Here is a 17,548-nt window from a genome sequence, read left to right as displayed (position 1 = left end):
CAAGCTGTTCGACGGAGCCGCGAGCAACCTCGGGATCCCGGCCCTCGGGTACGACCGCGTCTTCCAGGAGGTCCATCGGGTCCTCAAGCCGACCGGCCGGTTCGTCTTCAGCGAGTGGCCGACAGATCCGAATCCGTCCTTCGCGGCGCTGCGGGAACTCCTCGATACGCACGGCACGCGGGCCCCGTCGAAGGACCTCGCCTCGGTGAGGGAAGCGGTGCGCCTCGTCCGGACGGATCCGGAGGCGAAGGCGCTCGGCGATCCGAACGCGGTCCTCAAGGCCCTCGCCACTGCGGGCTTCGAGCACCGGGAGGCGACGTCGAAGGACTTCCCCGTGCGATTCGGCCGCGTCGACGACCTCGTCGCCTTTGGAGCGTCGTACGGCTGGTACGAACGCGAGTTGCATGAGATGTCGCCGGCGGACCGGACGGCCTTCGACGCGGACCTCGCGGAGCGGCTCAGGCCCCTCACGACGGAGGCCGGCATCGTGGACACGTGGCGGCTGAACTTCTTCGCCGCGCGGCCGGAGTAGGGACCGCGTCGTAACGAAACGCTAAATACGCCGCCTTTCATCGAAAGCGCGCGCATGGCGGACGACGCGATCATCCGCGCGGTCGATGTTCACAAGATCTACAACTCCGGTGCCGTGAACGTCCACGCCTTGCGCGGCGTGAACCTCGCGATCGCACGCGGTGAGATGGTCGCAATCATGGGGCCGTCGGGCTGCGGCAAGACGACCCTCCTGAACTGCTTCTCGGGCCTCGACGACGTGACGTCGGGCGACGTGCGCATCGAAGGCGTGTCGCTCGCGGCGATGAACGACGACGCGAAGAGCCGCTACCGATCCCGCCGGATGGGCTTCGTGTTCCAGTCATACAACCTCCTCCCGGTCCTGACGTCCGTGGAGAACGTCGAGCTGCCGCTCCTCGTGGCGAGGGCCCCCGCGCGTGAAGCCCGGCGGAAGGCGCTCGCGATCCTCGAGGATGTCGAGCTGGACGGCTGGGCGGACCACAAGCCCGCGCAGCTCAGCGCGGGACAGCAGCAGCGCGTCGCGATCGCCCGCGCGCTCGTGAACGACCCCGCGATCGTCTGGGCGGACGAACCGACGGGGAATCTCGACTCGGAGACGTCCGCGCAGATCATGGACCTCCTCGTACGGCTGAACCGCGGGCAAGGGCAGACGCTCGTCGTCGTGACGCACGACTCGACCGTGAGCTCGCGCGCCCACCGCATCCTCCGCATGCGGAACGGGCAGGTTGTCGACGAGGCGCGGGGGGCGTGAGGCCGTGGCCCTCCCGGACGCGTCCGTCCTCGCGATCCTCTCGGGCCTCGTCCTCCTCGGCGTCGTCATCGGTCTGCGGCCGCTGCTCGCGCGGCTCGCGGTGCGGAACATCGGACGGCGCAAGTCGCGCGTGACGATCGTCGTCGCCGGCTTGCTCGTCGGGACCGCGATCATCTCCTCGAGCCTCGTCGTCGGGGACACGCTGAGCTACATCTTCCTCGAGGACGTCTACGTCCGGTTGGGCGCGGTGGACGAACTCGTCTCGAACGAATTCAACGGACAGCTGTTCTCGTTCCCCGAGGCGAACTACACGCAGATCGCGACCAAACTCGCGGTCCGGTCCACGCCGATCGACGGACTCGCGCCGGCGCTCCTCAAGACGATGCCCGTGCGGAACGTGGCGGGCAACAAGGGCAACCAGCAGATCACCGTCATGGGCCTGAACGCGACGCACGAGGCCGCGTTCGGGCGGCTCACGACGACGGGCGGGCGGTCCGTCGACGTCGACGATCTCGCGACCGGGGAAGTCTACGCGAACAGCCGCGCCGCGGCGGACCTGAACGCGACGGCCGGGCAGGACCTTACGCTCTTCTACGGCACCACGAACCAGACTCTCGTCCACGTGATCGTTGCGGACATCCTGCGAGACGAGGGCAAGGCGACGTACGAGCGGGACCCGATTCTGTTCATGGACCTCCGGCAGGCCCAAGCGGCGTTCAACGAGACCGGAATGGTCAACCTCATCCGCGTGTCGAACGTCGGCGGCGTCGCGGACGGCGCAGCGCTCTCGGCCCGGGTGACGCACGACCTCCGCCTGAGCATCGCGGAACTCCAGCTGTTCTTCCTCAACGTACGCGAGGTGAAGGCGGTCGACGTCGCCCAGGCGGTGCGCGTCGGCCGCGACGCGACGGAGCTGTTCCTCGTCATGGGCGCGTTCGGCATCCTGGCGGGCGTCCTGCTGATCGTGAACATCTTCGTCATGCTTGCGGAGGAGCGGAAGCCGGAGCTCGGCATCACGCGGGCGGTCGGCTTCCTGCGGCGGGACCTCTTGGCCGCGTTCGCCCTCGAGGGGACCTTCTACGCCGTCGTCGCGGCGGCGCTCGGCGCCCTGGCGGGCCTGGGCCTCGGCTACGTGATGGTGTACTTCTTCGACAAGGTCGTGCCCCACGGCGACGTCGTCGTGACGTTCCACTTCGATCCCGCGTCGGTCGTCACGGCGTTCGTCGCGGGCGCCACCTTGACGTGGGCGACGATTCTCCTCGCGTCGTGGCGCGTGAGCCGGCTGAACATCGTCCGGGCGATCCGCGACTTGCCGGAACCCGGGACGCGGGAGCGGTCGCGCGAGGTCGCGATCGTCGGCGCGCTCGTGGCGGTCGGCGGCGCCCTCCTGACGGCCTGGGGCTTCGCGGCGAACACGGGCATGGGCAAGATCCCCGGCCCACCGGTCCTCGCCATCGGCTTGGGGGTCGCCGCATCGTCGCGGGGATGGGCACGTCCCGCCCTCACCCTGGCATCCGTCTTCAACCTCGTGTGGATCCTGATGCCCGTCGGCCTCCTCAACGAAGCGACGGACAGCGTCTCGATCGCCTTCGTGATGACGGGCCTCATCCTCGTCGGGTCGGGGATCCTGATCGCCGTGTTCAACGTGAGCGAGCTCCTGCGGGCGTTGCTCTGGCGGGCGAACCGGAGCACGGGACGGCCCGTCCTCCGGACGGCAATCTCGTATCCGATGGAGAAGCGCTTCCGGACCGGGATGACGGTCGCGATGTTCTCGCTCATCCTCTTCATGGTCACGCTCATCTCGATGATCCAGGGGCTGCAGGAGTCGAGCCTCGACACGTTCGTGCAGCAGCAGTCCGGCGGATACGACGTGATCGCGTACACGACATCGTACGGCGAGATCCCGGACTTCCGGCAACGGCTCGAGGCGAACTTCAGTGAGGCGCTCTTCGCCGGCGGTTGGAACGGCACCGCGAGCGCGAGCGTCCTGCCCGCGCGCGTGCAGGCGATCGGCGGGAACGGCTCGTACGATTACACTCTATGGGGCGTCGACAACTTCCTCGTCCAGAGCAACCAGTACGGATTCTACAGCTTCCTGCCGTCGTACGTCAACGAGACGGACGGACGGATCGTGCCGCTGGCGACCCGGCAGGACGTCTGGCTCTCCCTCCGGAACAACCGCAGCCTCGCGATCGTCGACCGGAGCGCGGCCGGGCCAAATCAGTTCGCCCCGGACGAGGGACGCCTCCGCGTCGTCCCGGGGGACCGCATCCGCGCCTTCGACGCAGCGGGACGCGGCGTCAACCTGACGATCGTCGGCGTGCTCGAGCAGGCGCTGCAGTTCACCTCCGGCGTCTTCGTGGACCAGGGCGTCGTCCGGGCCGTGTTCCCCGTCGAGGAACGGTACACGGCGTACTTCTTCCAGATGGCGGCCGGGGCCGACGTCGCCGGCTTCCGCGCGGACCTCGAACGGACATTTTTCGGATACGGGCTCCAGACGATCGACATCCGCGAGGCGATCGGCCAGGCGTTCGACGCGTCGCAGCAGGTCCTCACGCTCATGGAGGCGTACCTGGCGATGGGGCTGCTCGTCGGGATCGCCGGCCTGGCCGTCATCACGCTCCGCGCGGTCGTCGAGCGGCGCACGCAGATCGGCGCCCTGCGGGCGATCGGCTTCACGCAACGGATGGTGCTGTCCATGTTCCTCGTCGAGATCGCGCTCATCGCCGTGCTGGGCGTCGGGATCGGTGTGGCACTGGGGATCGTCTTCGCGTACAAGATCTACGTCGTGTACTTCGCGGACATCATCGTCTTCAGCGTCCCGTGGCTGCACCTGCTCGTGATCATCGGGGGAACGGCCGTCGCGGCGGTCGCGTGCACCGCGCAGCCGGCCATCCGCGCGTCCCGCATCCCGCCCGCCGAGGCGCTGCGGTACATCGAGTGACCCGCGATTCGGGAAGGCCGCCGCGGGAATATACCTCTAAGTGTCGGTATGCCGCCCGTCCGCGGTCGCGGATGCGATGGCCTGCTCGATCTTGGCCCGGCGCCGCGCGAATTCTTGCTCGACCCGCCGATGGTAGGCCGCGATCCGGCGGAGCAGCTCCTGCTTCGCCCGATCCGATCCGACGCGGCCGACGTAGTCCTCGTGGCGCGCCGACCGACCGTTCGTCCGCTCGTAGTGCCAGAAGTAGAAGTACCGCCGCCCGTCGAAGTCGCGGACCCGCGCGCCGCATCCGATTTCCATCGTTTATACCTCTAAGTAGAGGTATATCGACGGAGGTCCTCAGGCTTCCGGTGGGGTGTGCGAAACAACTCGCGTCGCCCCCGAAACAATCCTTTTATGGCCTCCGGGGCTGTCCGCCGAGACGCGCATGGCCGACGCGAAACTCCCGGAGAAAGCGTGGGAGCCTTCCATCGAGGAAGAAGTCCTCGACCTCTGGAGACGGGAGCCGGACTCGTATCGCTTCGACCCCCAGCCCGGCCAGCCGATCTACGTGATCGACACGCCGCCGCCGTATCCGAGCGGCTCCTGGCACGTCGGCGCCGTGATGGCGTATTCCCTGATCGACATGATCGCCCGCGCGCAGCGCATGTTCGGACGCGCCGTCCTGTTCCCGTTCGGCCTCGACCGGAACGGGATCAACATCGAGCGCACGGTCGAGAAGAAGACCGGCAAGCCGCTCCACAAATGGGACCGCGAGGCGTTCATCGCGGAGTGCCGCAAGGAAATCGAGGAGATCGGAAACGGATTGCTCGAGCTCGCGACGCGCGTCGGGATGTCCGCGGACTTCGCGCACACGTACTACACGGACTCCGACGAGTACCGCGCGTACAGCCAGTCGATCTTCCTCGAGCTCTGGCCGAAAGGGCTCTTCTACCGCGGCGAGCGGCCGACCTTCTGGTGCCCCGTGTGCGAGACGCCCCTCGCCGAAGCGGACATCGAGTACGAGGAGCGGCCGTCGAGCCTCGTGACGATGCGGTTCCCGCTGACGTCGGGCGGGGAGATCCAAATCGCCACGACGCGGCCGGAGCTGCTCGCCGCATGCCGGGCGATCATCGTCCATCCTGACGACGCGCGTTTCGCGGGCCTCCATGGGAAACGGGCTCGTGTGCCGCTCTACGGCCACGAGGTGCCGATCGTCCCGCACGCGATGGCCAAGCCGGAGTTCGGCAGCGGCGCCGCGATGATCTGCTCGTACGGCGACATGGTCGACCTCGCGCTGTTCCGCGAGCTGCGCCTCGAGCCGGTCAAGGCGATCGACGAGTCCGGCCGCATGACGCCGGCCGCCGGCTCGCTGAAGGGCCTGAAGGTCGAGGCCGCGCGCAAGAAGGCGATCGAGGAACTCCGCGCCGCGGACTCGCTGGAGAAGGTCGAACCGATCCAGCACATGACGCCGACATGCTCGCGCTCCCTGAACCCGATCGAGTTCATCTCCTCGGACGCGTGGTACATGAAGCAGCTCGAGTTCCGCGACGACCTGAGGCGCCTCGCGCACGAGATGGAGTTCCGGCCGACGCGCCATCGGCAGCTCCTCTTGGATTGGATGGACAGCCTGACGATCGACTGGCCGATCTCCCGACGGCGGTACTACCACACGGAGATCCCGTTGTGGTACTGCAAGGCGTGCGGCGAGACGCTCGCGCCGCCGCCGGGAAAGTACTACCGTCCGTGGAAGGACCCTGCTCCGTTCGACGAGTGCCCGAAGTGCGGTGGGAAGGAGTTCATCGGGGAGGACCGCGTCTTCGACACGTGGATGGACTCCAGCGTTTCGAACCTCTTCCTCACCCGATACGGCAAAGACGAGGCCTTCTTCGCAGCGACGTTTCCCGTCTCCTTGCGGCCGCAAGGCCGCGAGATCGTCCGGACGTGGCTGTACTATACGACGCTCAAATCATGGGTCGTCCGCCGCTCGAAGCCGTTCCATCGGGTGTTCATCCACGGCCTCGGCCTCGACGCCCGCGGTCGCGCGATGCACCGCACCCTCGGCAACGTCATCGACCCGTGGCCCCTGATCCGGAAGTACGGCGCGGACGCGATCCGGGCCTTCGTCGCGGGCGAGACGAATCCGGGGGAGGACTTCAACGTCAGCGAGGCGAAGATCGGCGGCGCCGCGAAGTTCGTCACGAAACTCTGGAACGTCGCACGGTTCATCTCCTCCTTCGATGAGCCGGAGGCGGGGAAACTCCAGCCCACGGACGAGTGGATCCTCGCCGAGATGAACCGCCTCGTCGAGACCTGCCGCGGCGCGTACGAAGACCTGAACCTTTTCCTCCCGTCGAACCGATGTCGGGACTTCGTCTGGAATCTGTTCGCGCCGCACTACGTCGAGATGGTGAAGGCCCGCGCCTACGAGGGCGACACGGGGGCGCGGTGGACGCTCCACGCCTGCCTCCGGGATCTGCTGCGGCTCCTCGCCCCGATCGTGCCGTTCTCCACGGACAAGATCTGGCGCGCCGTGTACGGAGGCGGCATCCACGCGGAGCGCTTCCCCATGCCTCGGGACGGCATCCCGGCGTCGCGCGCGGACTTCACGGATGGGATTGTGTCTTTCAACGCCGAGGTATGGAGAAAGAAGCGGGACCAGGGCCTGCCGCTCAATACGGAACTCTCCGGGGTCGTCGTCCCGTACGAACTGAAGGCTTTTGAAGGGGACCTGCGTCGAATGCATCGACTCGCGTGATCTGAGGATTCACGTGAATCCCGCCCGAATTCCCGGAGGCTTGACCTGTCTCGGCGCCCTTCTTGGGCTCGCGGGGTCCGTTCCGTTCTACCTGTTTGCGCCTGCGCTCTTAGCCGCCGTGTGCTTCGCTCTCGTCTTGCTGTTCGGGCTGCTGACGGTCGGAGGGTGGCATCGAAGCCAATCCCTCGCCACGGCGAGCCTCTGTTTCGCGTTCTTGGGAGGGATGTCGAGTCTCTGGATCATATGGCTTCTCGGCAGCCCGTTCCTTATCGGAGACCTCGCCGTCCTCTTGGGCACCGCGGGAGTAGTCGGTATGACAGTCTCACTCATCGGGTCCGGGATTGGCCGTCTGACGGAAGCGGAACTTGCCGGGACGAAACTCATCGACCGCAATCGCTTCGGTGCCCTCCTCATCTGCGCGGGAGCTGCGATCGGCCTCGTCGGATCGCGTCTGGCATTATTCGTCAGCATTTTCGCATTCTTCACGGCATTTTGCTTCGCGCTGGTTCTCCTCTTCGGAGTCGCCCTCCTCCGGCCGAGGCCGGAGGGTCGCCTCCTTGCCGCGGGGACGCTCTACTTCGCCCTCGTCGGAAGCGGATTGAGCTTCGTGTTTTCTATGCCCGTCCTATTCTTCTACGGAGGCGGCGATCTTGGGTGGATTCTCCTTCAACCGATCGCCACGGTGACGGCCGGCGCAGGCGCGATCATCCGATTGATTCGTTGACGCGGGTGACAATCTCTCACACGGAAGCACCACGAGGCTTCGTCGGGAGCGGGGCCCGCCGATCTCCGTACGTAGCCACGTACCATTCCATCGTCTGCAGAAGGCGGTCCGCGAAGGGTCGTGGACTCCATCCGAGTTCCGTGCGCGCCTTCGAAGCATCGATGACGATGTCGACCGCTGCGAGGTCCAAGGCCGCCCGTGACGAACGCCCGCGTCCGCTCACCCTTTCCGCAGGACAACCGTGAGGACGTCGGAATCCTGGAGGGGGTGCTCCAGGCCAACCTTCTGGCCAGGGAACTGCGCGGACGGTCCCCACACGTTCGCGTACCGGAAGCGGCGTCGCCAGTCGCGGTGGATTGCGTCGCACACCATGCCGACGTCGGAGCCGGCCTTGACGATCAGCGGGTCCGCGAGGTCCGCCTCCTTGCCTTGCGGCTTCAGGAAGATCCGCATGAACCGGAGGGTCTCGTAGATCTCGTCTTTGAGGCGGGTGAGCCCGACCCCTTTCTCCGCGGAGATCGGGACGAGCCTCCAGTCCGGCAGCTTCGACTGGAGCTGCTTCACGTAATCCGAGGACACGAGGTCGATCTTGTTCACGACGACGAACGCCGTCACGAACACGCGGTTCCCCGCCAGCACGTCGATCAGCTGGTCCTCCGTGACGTCCTGGCGGATGACGACCGTGCCGTTCAGGTAGCCCCACTCCCGGCAGATGTCCGCGACCAACTCTTCGTCGAGATGCGTGAGCCGGAGCGTCGCGTTGATCGTGAGGCCCCCGCGGCGGCCCCTCGTGAGCGTGACGTCCGCCGGACGTTCGTTGAGCCGGATCCCCGCGAGCCGGAGCTCCTCCGCGAGGACGTCGACATGGGTCTCGAAGACGTCGATCATCAGCACGATCAGATCGCACGCGCGCGCGACGGACAGGACCTCCTTCCCGCGGCCGCGGCCCTTCGAGGCGCCGCGGATCAACCCGGGCATGTCGAGGACCTGGATCTTCGCGCCGCGGTGTTCCAGCAATCCCGGGATCACATCGAGGGTCGTGAAGTCGTACGCCGCGACGGCGCTCGTCGCGTCCGTGATCTGGTTGAGCAAGGTCGACTTGCCGACGGACGGGAAGCCGACGAGCCCAATCGTCGCATTGCCGCTCTTCTTGACCGCGTAACTCGGGCCGCCCCCGCCGGACTTGAGCCGGCGGGTTTCCTGTTCGTCCTTGAGGCGGGCGAGCTTCGCCTTCAGCTTGCCGATGTGATGCTGCGTCGCCTTGTTGTACGGCGTCCGCTGGATCTCGTCTTCGATGGACAGGATCTGCTCCTCGAGCGTCGCCATGCCGATGCGGTGTCAATCAAGGCCGGCGCAAAAAGATTCGTCTCCCGTTACCACGGGTCCGGATTCCTTCCGGCCGCGACCCCTTCGCGGCGAGCTACTTCGGCACGACGCGGGTGCCGGCTTTCCCGTCGACCGCGGGCCCGAGGTGCTCGAGATCCGTGATGACGACCCGCTCCCCGCCTCCCTGCAGGAACTCGATCGCCGCCTCGACCTTCGGGCCCATGCTCCCGGGAGGGAACTGGCCCGCGGCGAGGTGCTTCTTCGCCTCCGCAATCGTCAGGCGCTCGAGGAACCGCTGCGTCGGCTTGCCGAAATCGAGGGCGACCTGGGGGACGTCCGTCGCGATCGCGAGGTGCTTCCATCCGATCGCGCGCGCAAGGACCGCGGCCGCGAGGTCCTTGTCGATCACCGCCTCGACGCCCACGAGGCGAGAGCCCCTCCGGACGACGGGGATCCCGCCGCCGCCTGCAGCGATCACGACGCGTCCGTCGCCGTTCCCGACGAGCCGCATGATGACGTCCCTCTCGACGACGTCCTTCGGATGCGGCGACGGCACGACCCGCCGCCACCCGCCCCGCGGGTCGGACGCCATCTTCCAGCCCTTCGCGCGCTTCACGATGATCTCGTCCTCGCGGGCGTAGTACGGCCCGATCGGCTTCGTTGGATTCGCGAACGCGGGGTCGTCCGCGTCCACGAGCACCTGCGTGACGACGCACGCGACGTCGCGGTCGATGCCTCGGTCCGCGAACTCGTTCCGCAGCGCCTGAGCGAGCAGGTACCCGATCTGCGCCTGGCTCTCCGCGCCGCAGACGTCGAGGGGCATCGCCGGCACGAGATGGCGGCTCTCCTCGTTCTGCACGAGGATGTTGCCGACCTGGGGCCCGTTCCCGTGCGTCACGACGAGGTCGTACCCCGCTTGGACGAGCTCCGCGAGCCGCGCGGACGTCGTCTCGATGCGCCGGCGCTGGCTCGCCGCGTCCCCCGCTTCGCCGACGGGCAGGAGCGCGTTCCCGCCAATTGCCACGACGACTTGTTTCATCGTCCGCCTCCGGGCGGAAGGCCCGCACTATTTTTCGGAGTCTATAAGAACGTTCGGCCACGAAATTCGAATGGAGGAGCGTGTCTCCAGGCGCTGCGGCATAACTATTTATCGAGTCGCCCGCATCGCGCGGTTCCGTGACCTCTCAGGAGGCCCTGGCGTACCTCTGGACGAAGTTCCGCAAGTTCCGCGGGACGCGCTGGTTCCGGGTCGTCTATGTGGCGATCCTGATCGCACTCGTCGCGCAGCTCTACGTACTCACGGCGAGCGCGCTCGCGTGCCTGATCCTGTTCCTCATGCCGTTCAGCGTCTTCCTCATCCCGTACTATTTCGGCGAGCGGCGGATGCGGCATTTCGCGCTGAACGCGCTGCCCATCTTCGTCATCGCGACGTTGCTCGCCGGAGCCATGCAGACGCAGGCGCTCCTCGCGCAGAGCGACCCGGTCGAGTTGAGCAGCGCGTCGGTCCCGTCCTCGGCCCCGACGATGGCGCTGGAGAACGGCACCGTGTCGCCATACCACGCGGATCCGGGCCGGGACTTCACGTTCCGCGTGAGGCTCATCACGACGGTGGACGGCAACTACTCCACGTACAACGTCTCCCTCAATCTCACCGTGATCGAAGGCGTTTCGGGGTCCCAGCCGTCCTTCCCAATGGCCTACAGCCCGGGGCCGAACAGTTCGACGAACACCCGGGACGGCACATGGTACGTGGCAACCCTCCCGCTCGGCGGATCGATCTACGGGTACGCGTTCTCGGTGACGGACAACGCCGGGAACTGGACCTACACGTCGTCCGACTTCGGCCCGATCACCGCGTCCGGGACCGCGTTCTACGGGTTCTTCACGTACTATACGGGTCTCTCGATGACCTTCCCGGCGCTCTTCTATTTCGTCATCCTCTTCATGTGGTGGTACACGAGACGGATGAGGGACAACCGGACGCGGATGCTCGGGACGGAAATCCCGAAGGAGAAGCCCGTGCCGGAACCCGGGAACAAGGCCGTCGAGAAACCGACGGAAGCGGGCGGCAAGGCGTCGAAGGCCGCCGCGTTCACCTGCACGAACTGCGGCGCCGACGTCGGCGAGGACGACGAGAAGTGCCCGAAGTGCGGCGCGGTCTTCGAGGACTGAAGGCATCCGCCATCGCGCACTTTCGCTCACCTCCGGCCGGCAGGTTGATAGCCTCTCCCTCCATAGAATCGTCCGCGCACGTTCTTTCAGGAAACCTTAAATGGCACTCCGAAACATGCGGGGCTCCGGGATGGGAACGCCTCGCGTTCTCGTGAACTGTATCGTGTGATTGCATGCCATCCACATCGATCGCAGAGGAACTCGCGAAGAAGCAGCGCGAGATCAGCGTCTCCGAGTTCTTCGAGCGGAACAAGCAAATCCTGGGATACGACTCGGCGACGAAGGCCCTCCTCACCGCGGTGAAAGAGGGCGTTGACAATAGCCTAGACGCCGCCGCCGATGCGGACATCCTCCCCGACATCTTCGTCGAGGTTCGCAAGACCGACAAGGACGAATTCCTCGTCGTGGTCGAGGACAACGGGCCGGGCATCGTGAAGAAGGAGGTCGCCAACGTGTTCGGGCGATTGCTATACGGATCCCGATTCTTCAGTCGCGCCCAACGGCGAGGCCAGCAAGGTCTCGGGATTTCAGGGGCGGTCATGTACGGCCAGATCACGACCGGCAAGCCGACGAAGATCCGTTCGAAGGTCCAGGAACAGGATGTCGCCTACGAGATCGAACTCATCCTGGACACGAAGAAGAACCGCCCGCATATCGTCTCGGAAGATTTCGTCGTTTGGGAGCGCTCGCACGGCACCCGGATCGAGATCCCGCTCAAAGGCCGCTTCGTCGGAGGGAAACAGTCGGTTCTGGAGTACCTGAAGGCGACGGCGATCGTGAATCCTCACGCGCGCATCGCCTACCAGCCGCCGGAAGGTGAGACGGTGGTCTTCGAGCGGGCGACGGAGGACCTCCCTCCGAAGACGAAGGAGATCCCGCCCCATCCTCACGGGATCGAGCTCGGCACGCTGATGGCGATGATGAAGGAGACGAAATCGTACAAGCTCGGGGCGTTCCTGGAGGAGGAATTCGTCCGGGTGTCGTCTCGGGTCGCGAAGGAAATCTGCGAGGCCGCGCGCCTCGACCCGGACGCGAAGCCGAGATCGTTGGTGCTCGAGCAGGCGAAGGCGCTGCACGAGGCGATGCAGTCCGCGAAGCTGATGTCCCCGCCGACGGACTGCCTGAGCCCGATCGGCGAGCGCCTCATCAAGCGCGGCCTCAAGAACGTCCTCGGCAGCCTGCGGCCAGAGTTCTATGCGCCGCCCTTGACTCGCGACCCGGCAGTGTACTCAGGGAATCCGTTCCAAGTCGAGGTCGGCATCGTCTACGGTGGCGACCTACCGCCCGACCAATCAGCCGAAGTCCTGCGGTTCGCGAACCGCGTGCCTCTCCTCTACCAGGCTGGCGGATGCGCTCTCACGCAGGCCGTCGCCAACGTCGACTGGCGGCGGTACGGGCTCGAGCAGCGCGGCGGCGCGGGCCTTCCGTTCGGCCCCGCGATTGTCCTCGTCCACGTCTGCTCGACAAAGGTGCCCTACACCTCCGAAGCGAAGGAGGCGGTCGCGACGGTCGACGAGATTATGACGGAGCTCGACCTCGCGCTGAAGGAATGCGGGCGTCGGCTCAAGACGCACCTGACGAAGAAGGCGCACCGCGCGAAGACGAAAGAGAAGTTCGAAATCGTCCAGCTCATCCTGCCCCGAATCGCGGAGAAGTCCGCGAAGATCGTGGACAAGAAGGTCCCTTCCCTGGACGCGACGATCACCAAGATCATGGGCGTCGTCTGGATCGACGAGGAGATCGCGTACGAAAAGAAACAGAAACGGCACACGGTCACGATCAACGTCCACAACTTTACGTCCGCCGGGAAGAAGCTCAACCTCCACCTCCTCCTCCCGCGCGGGATAGAGGCGAAAGGGTTCGAGCCGAAGCCCGCCGAAGTGCGCGATGACGGGAAGATTACGTGGGAGCTGAAGCGGATCGACTCCGTGCAGAAAGGATCCGTCTCGTTCGTCCTCGAAGGGCTCGACGAGGCGGAGTACGATGAGTCCGAGGTCTACGTAAGCGGCATCAACCCGGGCCTCGTGATCGGCGCGGAGCCCTTGCCCGGGGACTGGGAGATGAACTACGCGGACTTCGAGGAAGAGGAGGCCGAAGCCCCCGCGCCCGAGGCACCGGAGGAGGGCGAGATCGACTACGATGAAACGGAGGAGGCGCTCGATGATGAGTAAGAAGCCGACGAAGTCCCCGAATGCCGCGGAGGCAAACAAGGCGGTCGATGCGCTCTACGGGATCGCGGAGGAGATCTATGAGGAGCTCGACACGGGTCAGGTCCCGAAGATGAAGATCCCGCTCCGTACGAAGGCGAACATCCGGTTCGACACGAAGCACGCGGTGTGGAAGTACGGCAGCCTGATGGGCGTGCGGAGCGCGAAGAAGCTCAAAGGCGCCCTGATGCTCCTCCGGACGATGCACGTCCTCGAGTTCATTCGCGACATGATTCGCGAGAGCAAGTCCTCGACCCTGAGGGAAATGTACTACATCTCCGAGGGCTGGGACATCGCAAAGTTCCATGCGCAGGAGGAGTCGAACCTCCTCGCGGAGGACCTCGAGGTGATCACGCAGCTGCTGCGGGAGGATTTCAAGCTGCGGCCGGAAGAAAGCGGAGCGAGCGTGATCGGGAACCTGACCCTCGAGGAGATTACGCGAAATGGAGAACGCAAACGGATCAACTGTCGAGACGACGTGGGCGACGCCGGCTACACGATTCCCTACAACGTGGAGAAGGAGAAGGTCAAGTTCGTCGAGGCGGACGCGAAGTTCGTCCTGGCGATCGAGACCGGCGGCATGTTCGATCGGCTCGTGGAGAACGGCTTCGACGATGACGCGAAGTGCGTCCTCGTGCATCTGAAAGGGCAACCGTCTCGCAGCACGCGACGATTGCTGAAACGCTTGAATGAGGAAATGAAGCTCCCATGCGCGGTCTTCGTCGACGGGGACCCCTGGTCGTTCCGGATCCATGCCTCCGTCGCCTACGGAGCCATCAAGACGGCCCACATCTCTGAATACCTCGCCACCCCGACCGCGGAGTTTGTCGGAATCACCGCCAGCGACATCCTCAACTACGATCTTCCGACAGACGCCCTCACGCCGCGCGACATCGGCGCGCTGAACGCGGAGCTTTCGGATCCGCGGTTCAACGACGAGTTCTGGAGGAACGAGATCCAGACGATGCTGCAGATCAACAAGAAGGCGGAGCAGCAGGCGCTCGCGAAGTACGGCCTCGACTACGTCACGGACACGTACCTGCCGGAGAAGCTCGGGCCGCTCGGGTTGATGCAATAGGCAGGCGGTTTTGCGGCCGGCCGTCCATCGCGCGTGTCATCCCCGCCTCCTTGGCTTCCTGACCTGTTCACGCTCCGAACCCCGAGCCGACGCCGGCCGAAACATGCTTAGTCCGGTTTCTCTTGTCCGACCGTATGCAGCCCAGTCAGTCGGCCGGAGGAGTGAGCAGGACATTGAGCGCGATCGCCCTCGCCTTGGCGGTCGTCGCTCTCGCTGTGAACTTTGTGATAGCTGGCCCTGCAGGGCCGGCGGGCCCCCCTGGCGCAGACGGGGCAAACGGCGCGACGGGTGCCACGGGTTCGACCGGCGCCACGGGTCCTACGGGGCCGCAAGGTCCGTCGGGAATCGTCTCCGTCACGGTGTTGACGTACAGTACAGGGGCCCAAGACGCGTCGCCCACGAGCACTGCTGCGGAACTAGAGGTGATCGGGACCTTCACGAAATCGTCGGCCACGACCGGCATCGAAGTCGTCTGGAACTCGCACGTGACGGGGTCGGGAGGCGGGTATTGCAGTTTCCATATCCGGGTCGACGGTGTCGAGTCGGTTCCGAACAACCTTGGACCGACGATCACGAGCAACGGGGACTACTATCCGATTTCGACGACGGACATCTTCACGGGACTCGCCGCGGGAACTCATACAATCACGGTGTGGGACCGTGGACTGAGTTCCACGTTGTGCTGGGACAATCCGGGCAACTATCCGCACACCGTGATCGTGACCGAGTACCAATCGTAGACAGCCCCGCGTGCGAATCCACAGGTCACCGCGTGGTCGCGGACGTCCGTGGAGATTGATGAGAGGCGGACGCCTCGGCGCGTCGATCTTCCGCTTGGCGGGGGTTGCACGAGGGCCCTGTCGAGACCTGCTCCCGCGCGAGGGCCGCCCCGACCGAGAGCGCCGTCCTCGGTCGGCGCCAGTTGGCCATCTCGATCACGGCGCCTCGTGGAACACGGACCCGAGGCTCCCGTCGACCCACAGCGACCGCGCGCGGCCGTCTCCGTTCGACACGACATCGAACCGCCAAATCGGCAGGAGCACGAGTTCCGGCTCCACGGCCGACGGCTTGACGCCGAGCGTCGTGCGCACGATCTCCTGCGCCCGCGACGGGCCGACCAGCGCGATCCGGATCGAGTCGTCGATGCGGGCCGCGAGCACGTGCTCCAGGAGGGTCTTCGGCGTCAGCGGCTTGAGCTTCACGGCGTCTTTGCCGGGGATCTCCTCGAACGAGATGCGGCCGTACGCCCCGTGGCCGAGCTCTCCCGTGGAGGCGTTCACGTAGAATTGACGGATTGCGCGGCTGCCTTTCCGGCCCAGGGGGACCTCCGCCTCGACCCGCCACAGCGGGAGGTAGTAGAACGCCTTGCGGGCGATCAGCTCCCGCGGGCCGAGCAACCACCGGCGGATGTGATCCCGGACGACTTTCGTCGCGCGGACGAGCGGGAAGCGGAGCGGGAACATCGCGAGTCGCTCCGGCGCGCCTCGGCGGGGATCGAATCCGACCGTGGGGTCCCAGTAGACCTCGCGGCCATCGATCCGGTCCGCCATAAGGAGCCGATGCTCGACGAGCTTCCCCAGGAGGATTGGAAGGAACTTCTCGTCGACCACGACCCGCCCCGCGATCTCCGACTGTCCGTACAGCCCCGGCGCGTCCTCGAAGATCTTCAGCACCCGCAAGCCGATCGCCTCCTCCACCTTGGCGGGCACCGACGCCTTCGCGTCCCGGGCGGCCGCGGCGGCCATCCGCCGCCGCCGCGCGATCCGGTCCTCCGCCACCGGATCCGCAGCGGAGGCCGTCCCGTTCGCCTGAATCTCCCGGAACTTCTCCTCCGGCACGACCTCGTGGCGGGTCGCCAGGCCGCGCACCGTCAGGCGTTGCGCCGACTGCAGGTGGTCCGGCGAGAGGAGGATGAACTCGCCCGCGCGCAACGACGGGATGGCGGCCAAGATGCCTTCCGGCGGTCCGTTGACGGACGCGATCACGTGCCGCACCCGATCGAGGTCCTGCTTCGCCATGAGCCTCCCGAGCGCCCACGTGCTTGCCTGGCCGAGCGCCTTGTAGTCGAGGTCCGTCACGTTCTGCGTCGCGACGATCACGCCGACGCCGTACTTGCGCGCCTGGCGGAACAGGAGGGAGAGGAACTTCTTCGCTGGCGGGTTCCGCGGATGGGGCGGGCACAGGCCGGCGACCTCGTCGATGTAGAGGACGAGCCGCAAATCGCCGAGCGGCTTGGCCGTCATCCACGCGATGATGTCCTTGCACAACGTGGCGACGACGAGCTCCCGCTCCCGCGGGTTGCGCAGGCCGCCGGTGTACACGATGCTCACGGGCACGCGGCCGTCCGGAGCGCGACGGGCCATCGACTCGACGTCGAGCGCGGGGCCCGCGGTGAAGAGGAGGCCTTTTGCCCCGACGGTCATCGACTGCGCGCGGCGCACGAGCGAGGCGCGCTCCTGCTTCGTCTGCAGCGCCGCGGCGTCCGGCGGCGCCTCCCCCTCCAGGACCCTCGCGAGCTCCGCGATGTCCCGCGGCCACCGGCCGCCTTTCAAGGACGATTGCAGCGTCAGGAAGAGCACGTCCTTCGCGCGGCCGCCGGTCTCCTCCGAGGGATCGTAGCCCATGGCGGCGGCGAGGCTCTCCGCAAGCGCATCGAGCGCGACGACGAGATCCTCGGGTGCCGCGGCGACGGGCGGTGATTTGAGCGGATTCAACCCGACCGGGGTGCCGCGCGTCGAACCCGGCGTGAGGATCGACACGGCGGCCCGGGACCAGTACTCGTCGACGACGTCCGGGTCCACCGGATGTTCCTCCGCGGACGCGTCCGTGTGGACGAGCGCGAGGGACGCGAGGTCCCCTTGCGGGTCGATGGCGATCACCGGGACGCCCGCGCGGACGGCCTCCTCGAGGAACGCCTTCGCGAGGACCGTCTTGCCGGCGCCCGTCGAACCCAGGATGACGACGTGGCGGAGGAGCGCGTCCTCCGGCAGCTCGATCGCGGTCTTCGACTCCGGGTCGGTTCCGAGCTGAAGGGACATGGGGCCGTCCTCGCGTGGACAACAGAGCGTTACCCGACGG

General features: G+C 66.3%; 13 protein-coding genes. 9 read left to right on the top strand and 4 right to left on the bottom strand.

The features are described from left to right. The 3 genes from VF992_04840 to VF992_04830 form a co-directional block, all read left to right on the top strand. A partial coding sequence (locus VF992_04840) for a hypothetical protein (GenBank protein HEX9340480.1) occupies positions 1 to 532 on the top strand: 532 nt, incomplete at its 5' end. A gap of 54 nt (positions 533 to 586) precedes the next feature. Beyond that, positions 587 to 1,282 (top strand): ABC transporter ATP-binding protein, encoded by a 696-nt coding sequence (locus tag VF992_04835; GenBank protein HEX9340479.1) that lies wholly within the window; start codon positions 587 to 589, stop codon positions 1,280 to 1,282. 4 nt (positions 1,283 to 1,286) lie between these two features. Further along, positions 1,287 to 4,226: an FtsX-like permease family protein gene (locus VF992_04830; protein ID HEX9340478.1), complete on the top strand. Its 2,940-nt coding sequence runs from the start codon at positions 1,287 to 1,289 to the stop codon at positions 4,224 to 4,226. A gap of 36 nt (positions 4,227 to 4,262) precedes the next feature. Here the strand turns inward: VF992_04830 and VF992_04825 are convergent, their stop codons facing one another. After that, complete coding sequence (locus tag VF992_04825; protein ID HEX9340477.1) at positions 4,263 to 4,526, bottom strand: hypothetical protein; 264 nt, start codon at positions 4,524 to 4,526, stop codon at positions 4,263 to 4,265. A gap of 127 nt (positions 4,527 to 4,653) precedes the next feature. Between VF992_04825 and VF992_04820 the strand changes: the two genes are divergently transcribed. Then, a complete protein-coding gene (locus tag VF992_04820) occupies positions 4,654 to 6,963 on the top strand; it encodes a valine--tRNA ligase (GenBank protein ID HEX9340476.1) in 2,310 nt (769 codons plus the stop codon). Positions 6,964 to 6,976: 13 nt separating this feature from the next. After that, a complete protein-coding gene (locus VF992_04815; GenBank protein ID HEX9340475.1) occupies positions 6,977 to 7,687 on the top strand; it encodes a hypothetical protein in 711 nt (236 codons plus the stop codon). Between the two features lie 219 nt (positions 7,688 to 7,906). Here the strand turns inward: VF992_04815 and VF992_04810 are convergent, their stop codons facing one another. Continuing rightward, entirely contained in the window at positions 7,907 to 9,013 is a 1,107-nt protein-coding gene (locus VF992_04810; protein HEX9340474.1) for a GTP-binding protein, read from the bottom strand. A gap of 94 nt (positions 9,014 to 9,107) precedes the next feature. Next, positions 9,108 to 10,052 carry a carbamate kinase gene (gene arcC / locus VF992_04805; protein ID HEX9340473.1) on the bottom strand — a complete coding sequence of 315 codons (945 nt, stop codon included), beginning with the start codon at positions 10,050 to 10,052 and terminating at the stop codon, positions 9,108 to 9,110. Between the two features lie 137 nt (positions 10,053 to 10,189). On the opposite strand from arcC, the gene VF992_04800 reads away from it, so the two are divergent. The 4 genes from VF992_04800 (at position 10,190) to VF992_04785 (ending at position 15,210) form a co-directional block, all read left to right on the top strand. Beyond that, positions 10,190 to 11,185 (top strand): zinc ribbon domain-containing protein, encoded by a 996-nt coding sequence (locus VF992_04800; protein HEX9340472.1) that lies wholly within the window; start codon positions 10,190 to 10,192, stop codon positions 11,183 to 11,185. A gap of 173 nt (positions 11,186 to 11,358) precedes the next feature. Next, entirely contained in the window at positions 11,359 to 13,356 is a 1,998-nt protein-coding gene (locus tag VF992_04795; GenBank protein ID HEX9340471.1) for a DNA topoisomerase VI subunit B, read from the top strand. Continuing rightward, positions 13,346 to 14,470 (top strand): DNA topoisomerase IV subunit A, encoded by a 1,125-nt coding sequence (locus VF992_04790; GenBank protein HEX9340470.1) that lies wholly within the window; start codon positions 13,346 to 13,348, stop codon positions 14,468 to 14,470. The genes VF992_04795 and VF992_04790 overlap by 11 nt, the downstream gene beginning before the upstream one ends. Positions 14,471 to 14,631: 161 nt before the next feature. Then, positions 14,632 to 15,210 carry a hypothetical protein gene (locus VF992_04785; GenBank protein HEX9340469.1) on the top strand — a complete coding sequence of 193 codons (579 nt, stop codon included), beginning with the start codon at positions 14,632 to 14,634 and terminating at the stop codon, positions 15,208 to 15,210. A 195-nt stretch (positions 15,211 to 15,405) separates the two neighbouring features. Here VF992_04785 and VF992_04780 read toward each other — a convergent pair whose 3' ends face one another. After that, positions 15,406 to 17,508 carry a helicase HerA-like domain-containing protein gene (locus tag VF992_04780; GenBank protein ID HEX9340468.1) on the bottom strand — a complete coding sequence of 701 codons (2,103 nt, stop codon included), beginning with the start codon at positions 17,506 to 17,508 and terminating at the stop codon, positions 15,406 to 15,408. Positions 17,509 to 17,548: the final 40 nt, after the last annotated feature.

Source organism: Thermoplasmata archaeon, from assembly GCA_036395115.1.
In the GTDB taxonomy this organism is placed as follows: Archaea; Thermoplasmatota; Thermoplasmata; order RBG-16-68-12; family RBG-16-68-12; genus RBG-16-68-12.
Note: the sequence above shows the minus strand (reverse complement) of the source record. Positions and strands in the feature narration are given on the sequence as shown.

What these genes read in the sequence shown, in the direction of transcription:
- VF992_04835 (HEX9340479.1), top strand. Translation starts at nt 587, where the DNA reads ATGGCGGACGACGCGATCATCCGCGCGGTCGATGTTCACAAGATCTAC.
- VF992_04825 (HEX9340477.1), bottom strand. Translation starts at nt 4,526, where the DNA reads ATGGAAATCGGATGCGGCGCGCGGGTCCGCGACTTCGACGGGCGGCGG.
- VF992_04820 (HEX9340476.1), top strand. Translation starts at nt 4,654, where the DNA reads ATGGCCGACGCGAAACTCCCGGAGAAAGCGTGGGAGCCTTCCATCGAG.
- VF992_04810 (HEX9340474.1), bottom strand. Translation starts at nt 9,013, where the DNA reads ATGGCGACGCTCGAGGAGCAGATCCTGTCCATCGAAGACGAGATCCAG.
- arcC (HEX9340473.1), bottom strand. Translation starts at nt 10,052, where the DNA reads ATGAAACAAGTCGTCGTGGCAATTGGCGGGAACGCGCTCCTGCCCGTC.
- VF992_04795 (HEX9340471.1), top strand. Translation starts at nt 11,359, where the DNA reads ATGCCATCCACATCGATCGCAGAGGAACTCGCGAAGAAGCAGCGCGAG.
- VF992_04790 (HEX9340470.1), top strand. Translation starts at nt 13,346, where the DNA reads ATGATGAGTAAGAAGCCGACGAAGTCCCCGAATGCCGCGGAGGCAAAC.
- VF992_04780 (HEX9340468.1), bottom strand. Translation starts at nt 17,508, where the DNA reads ATGTCCCTTCAGCTCGGAACCGACCCGGAGTCGAAGACCGCGATCGAG.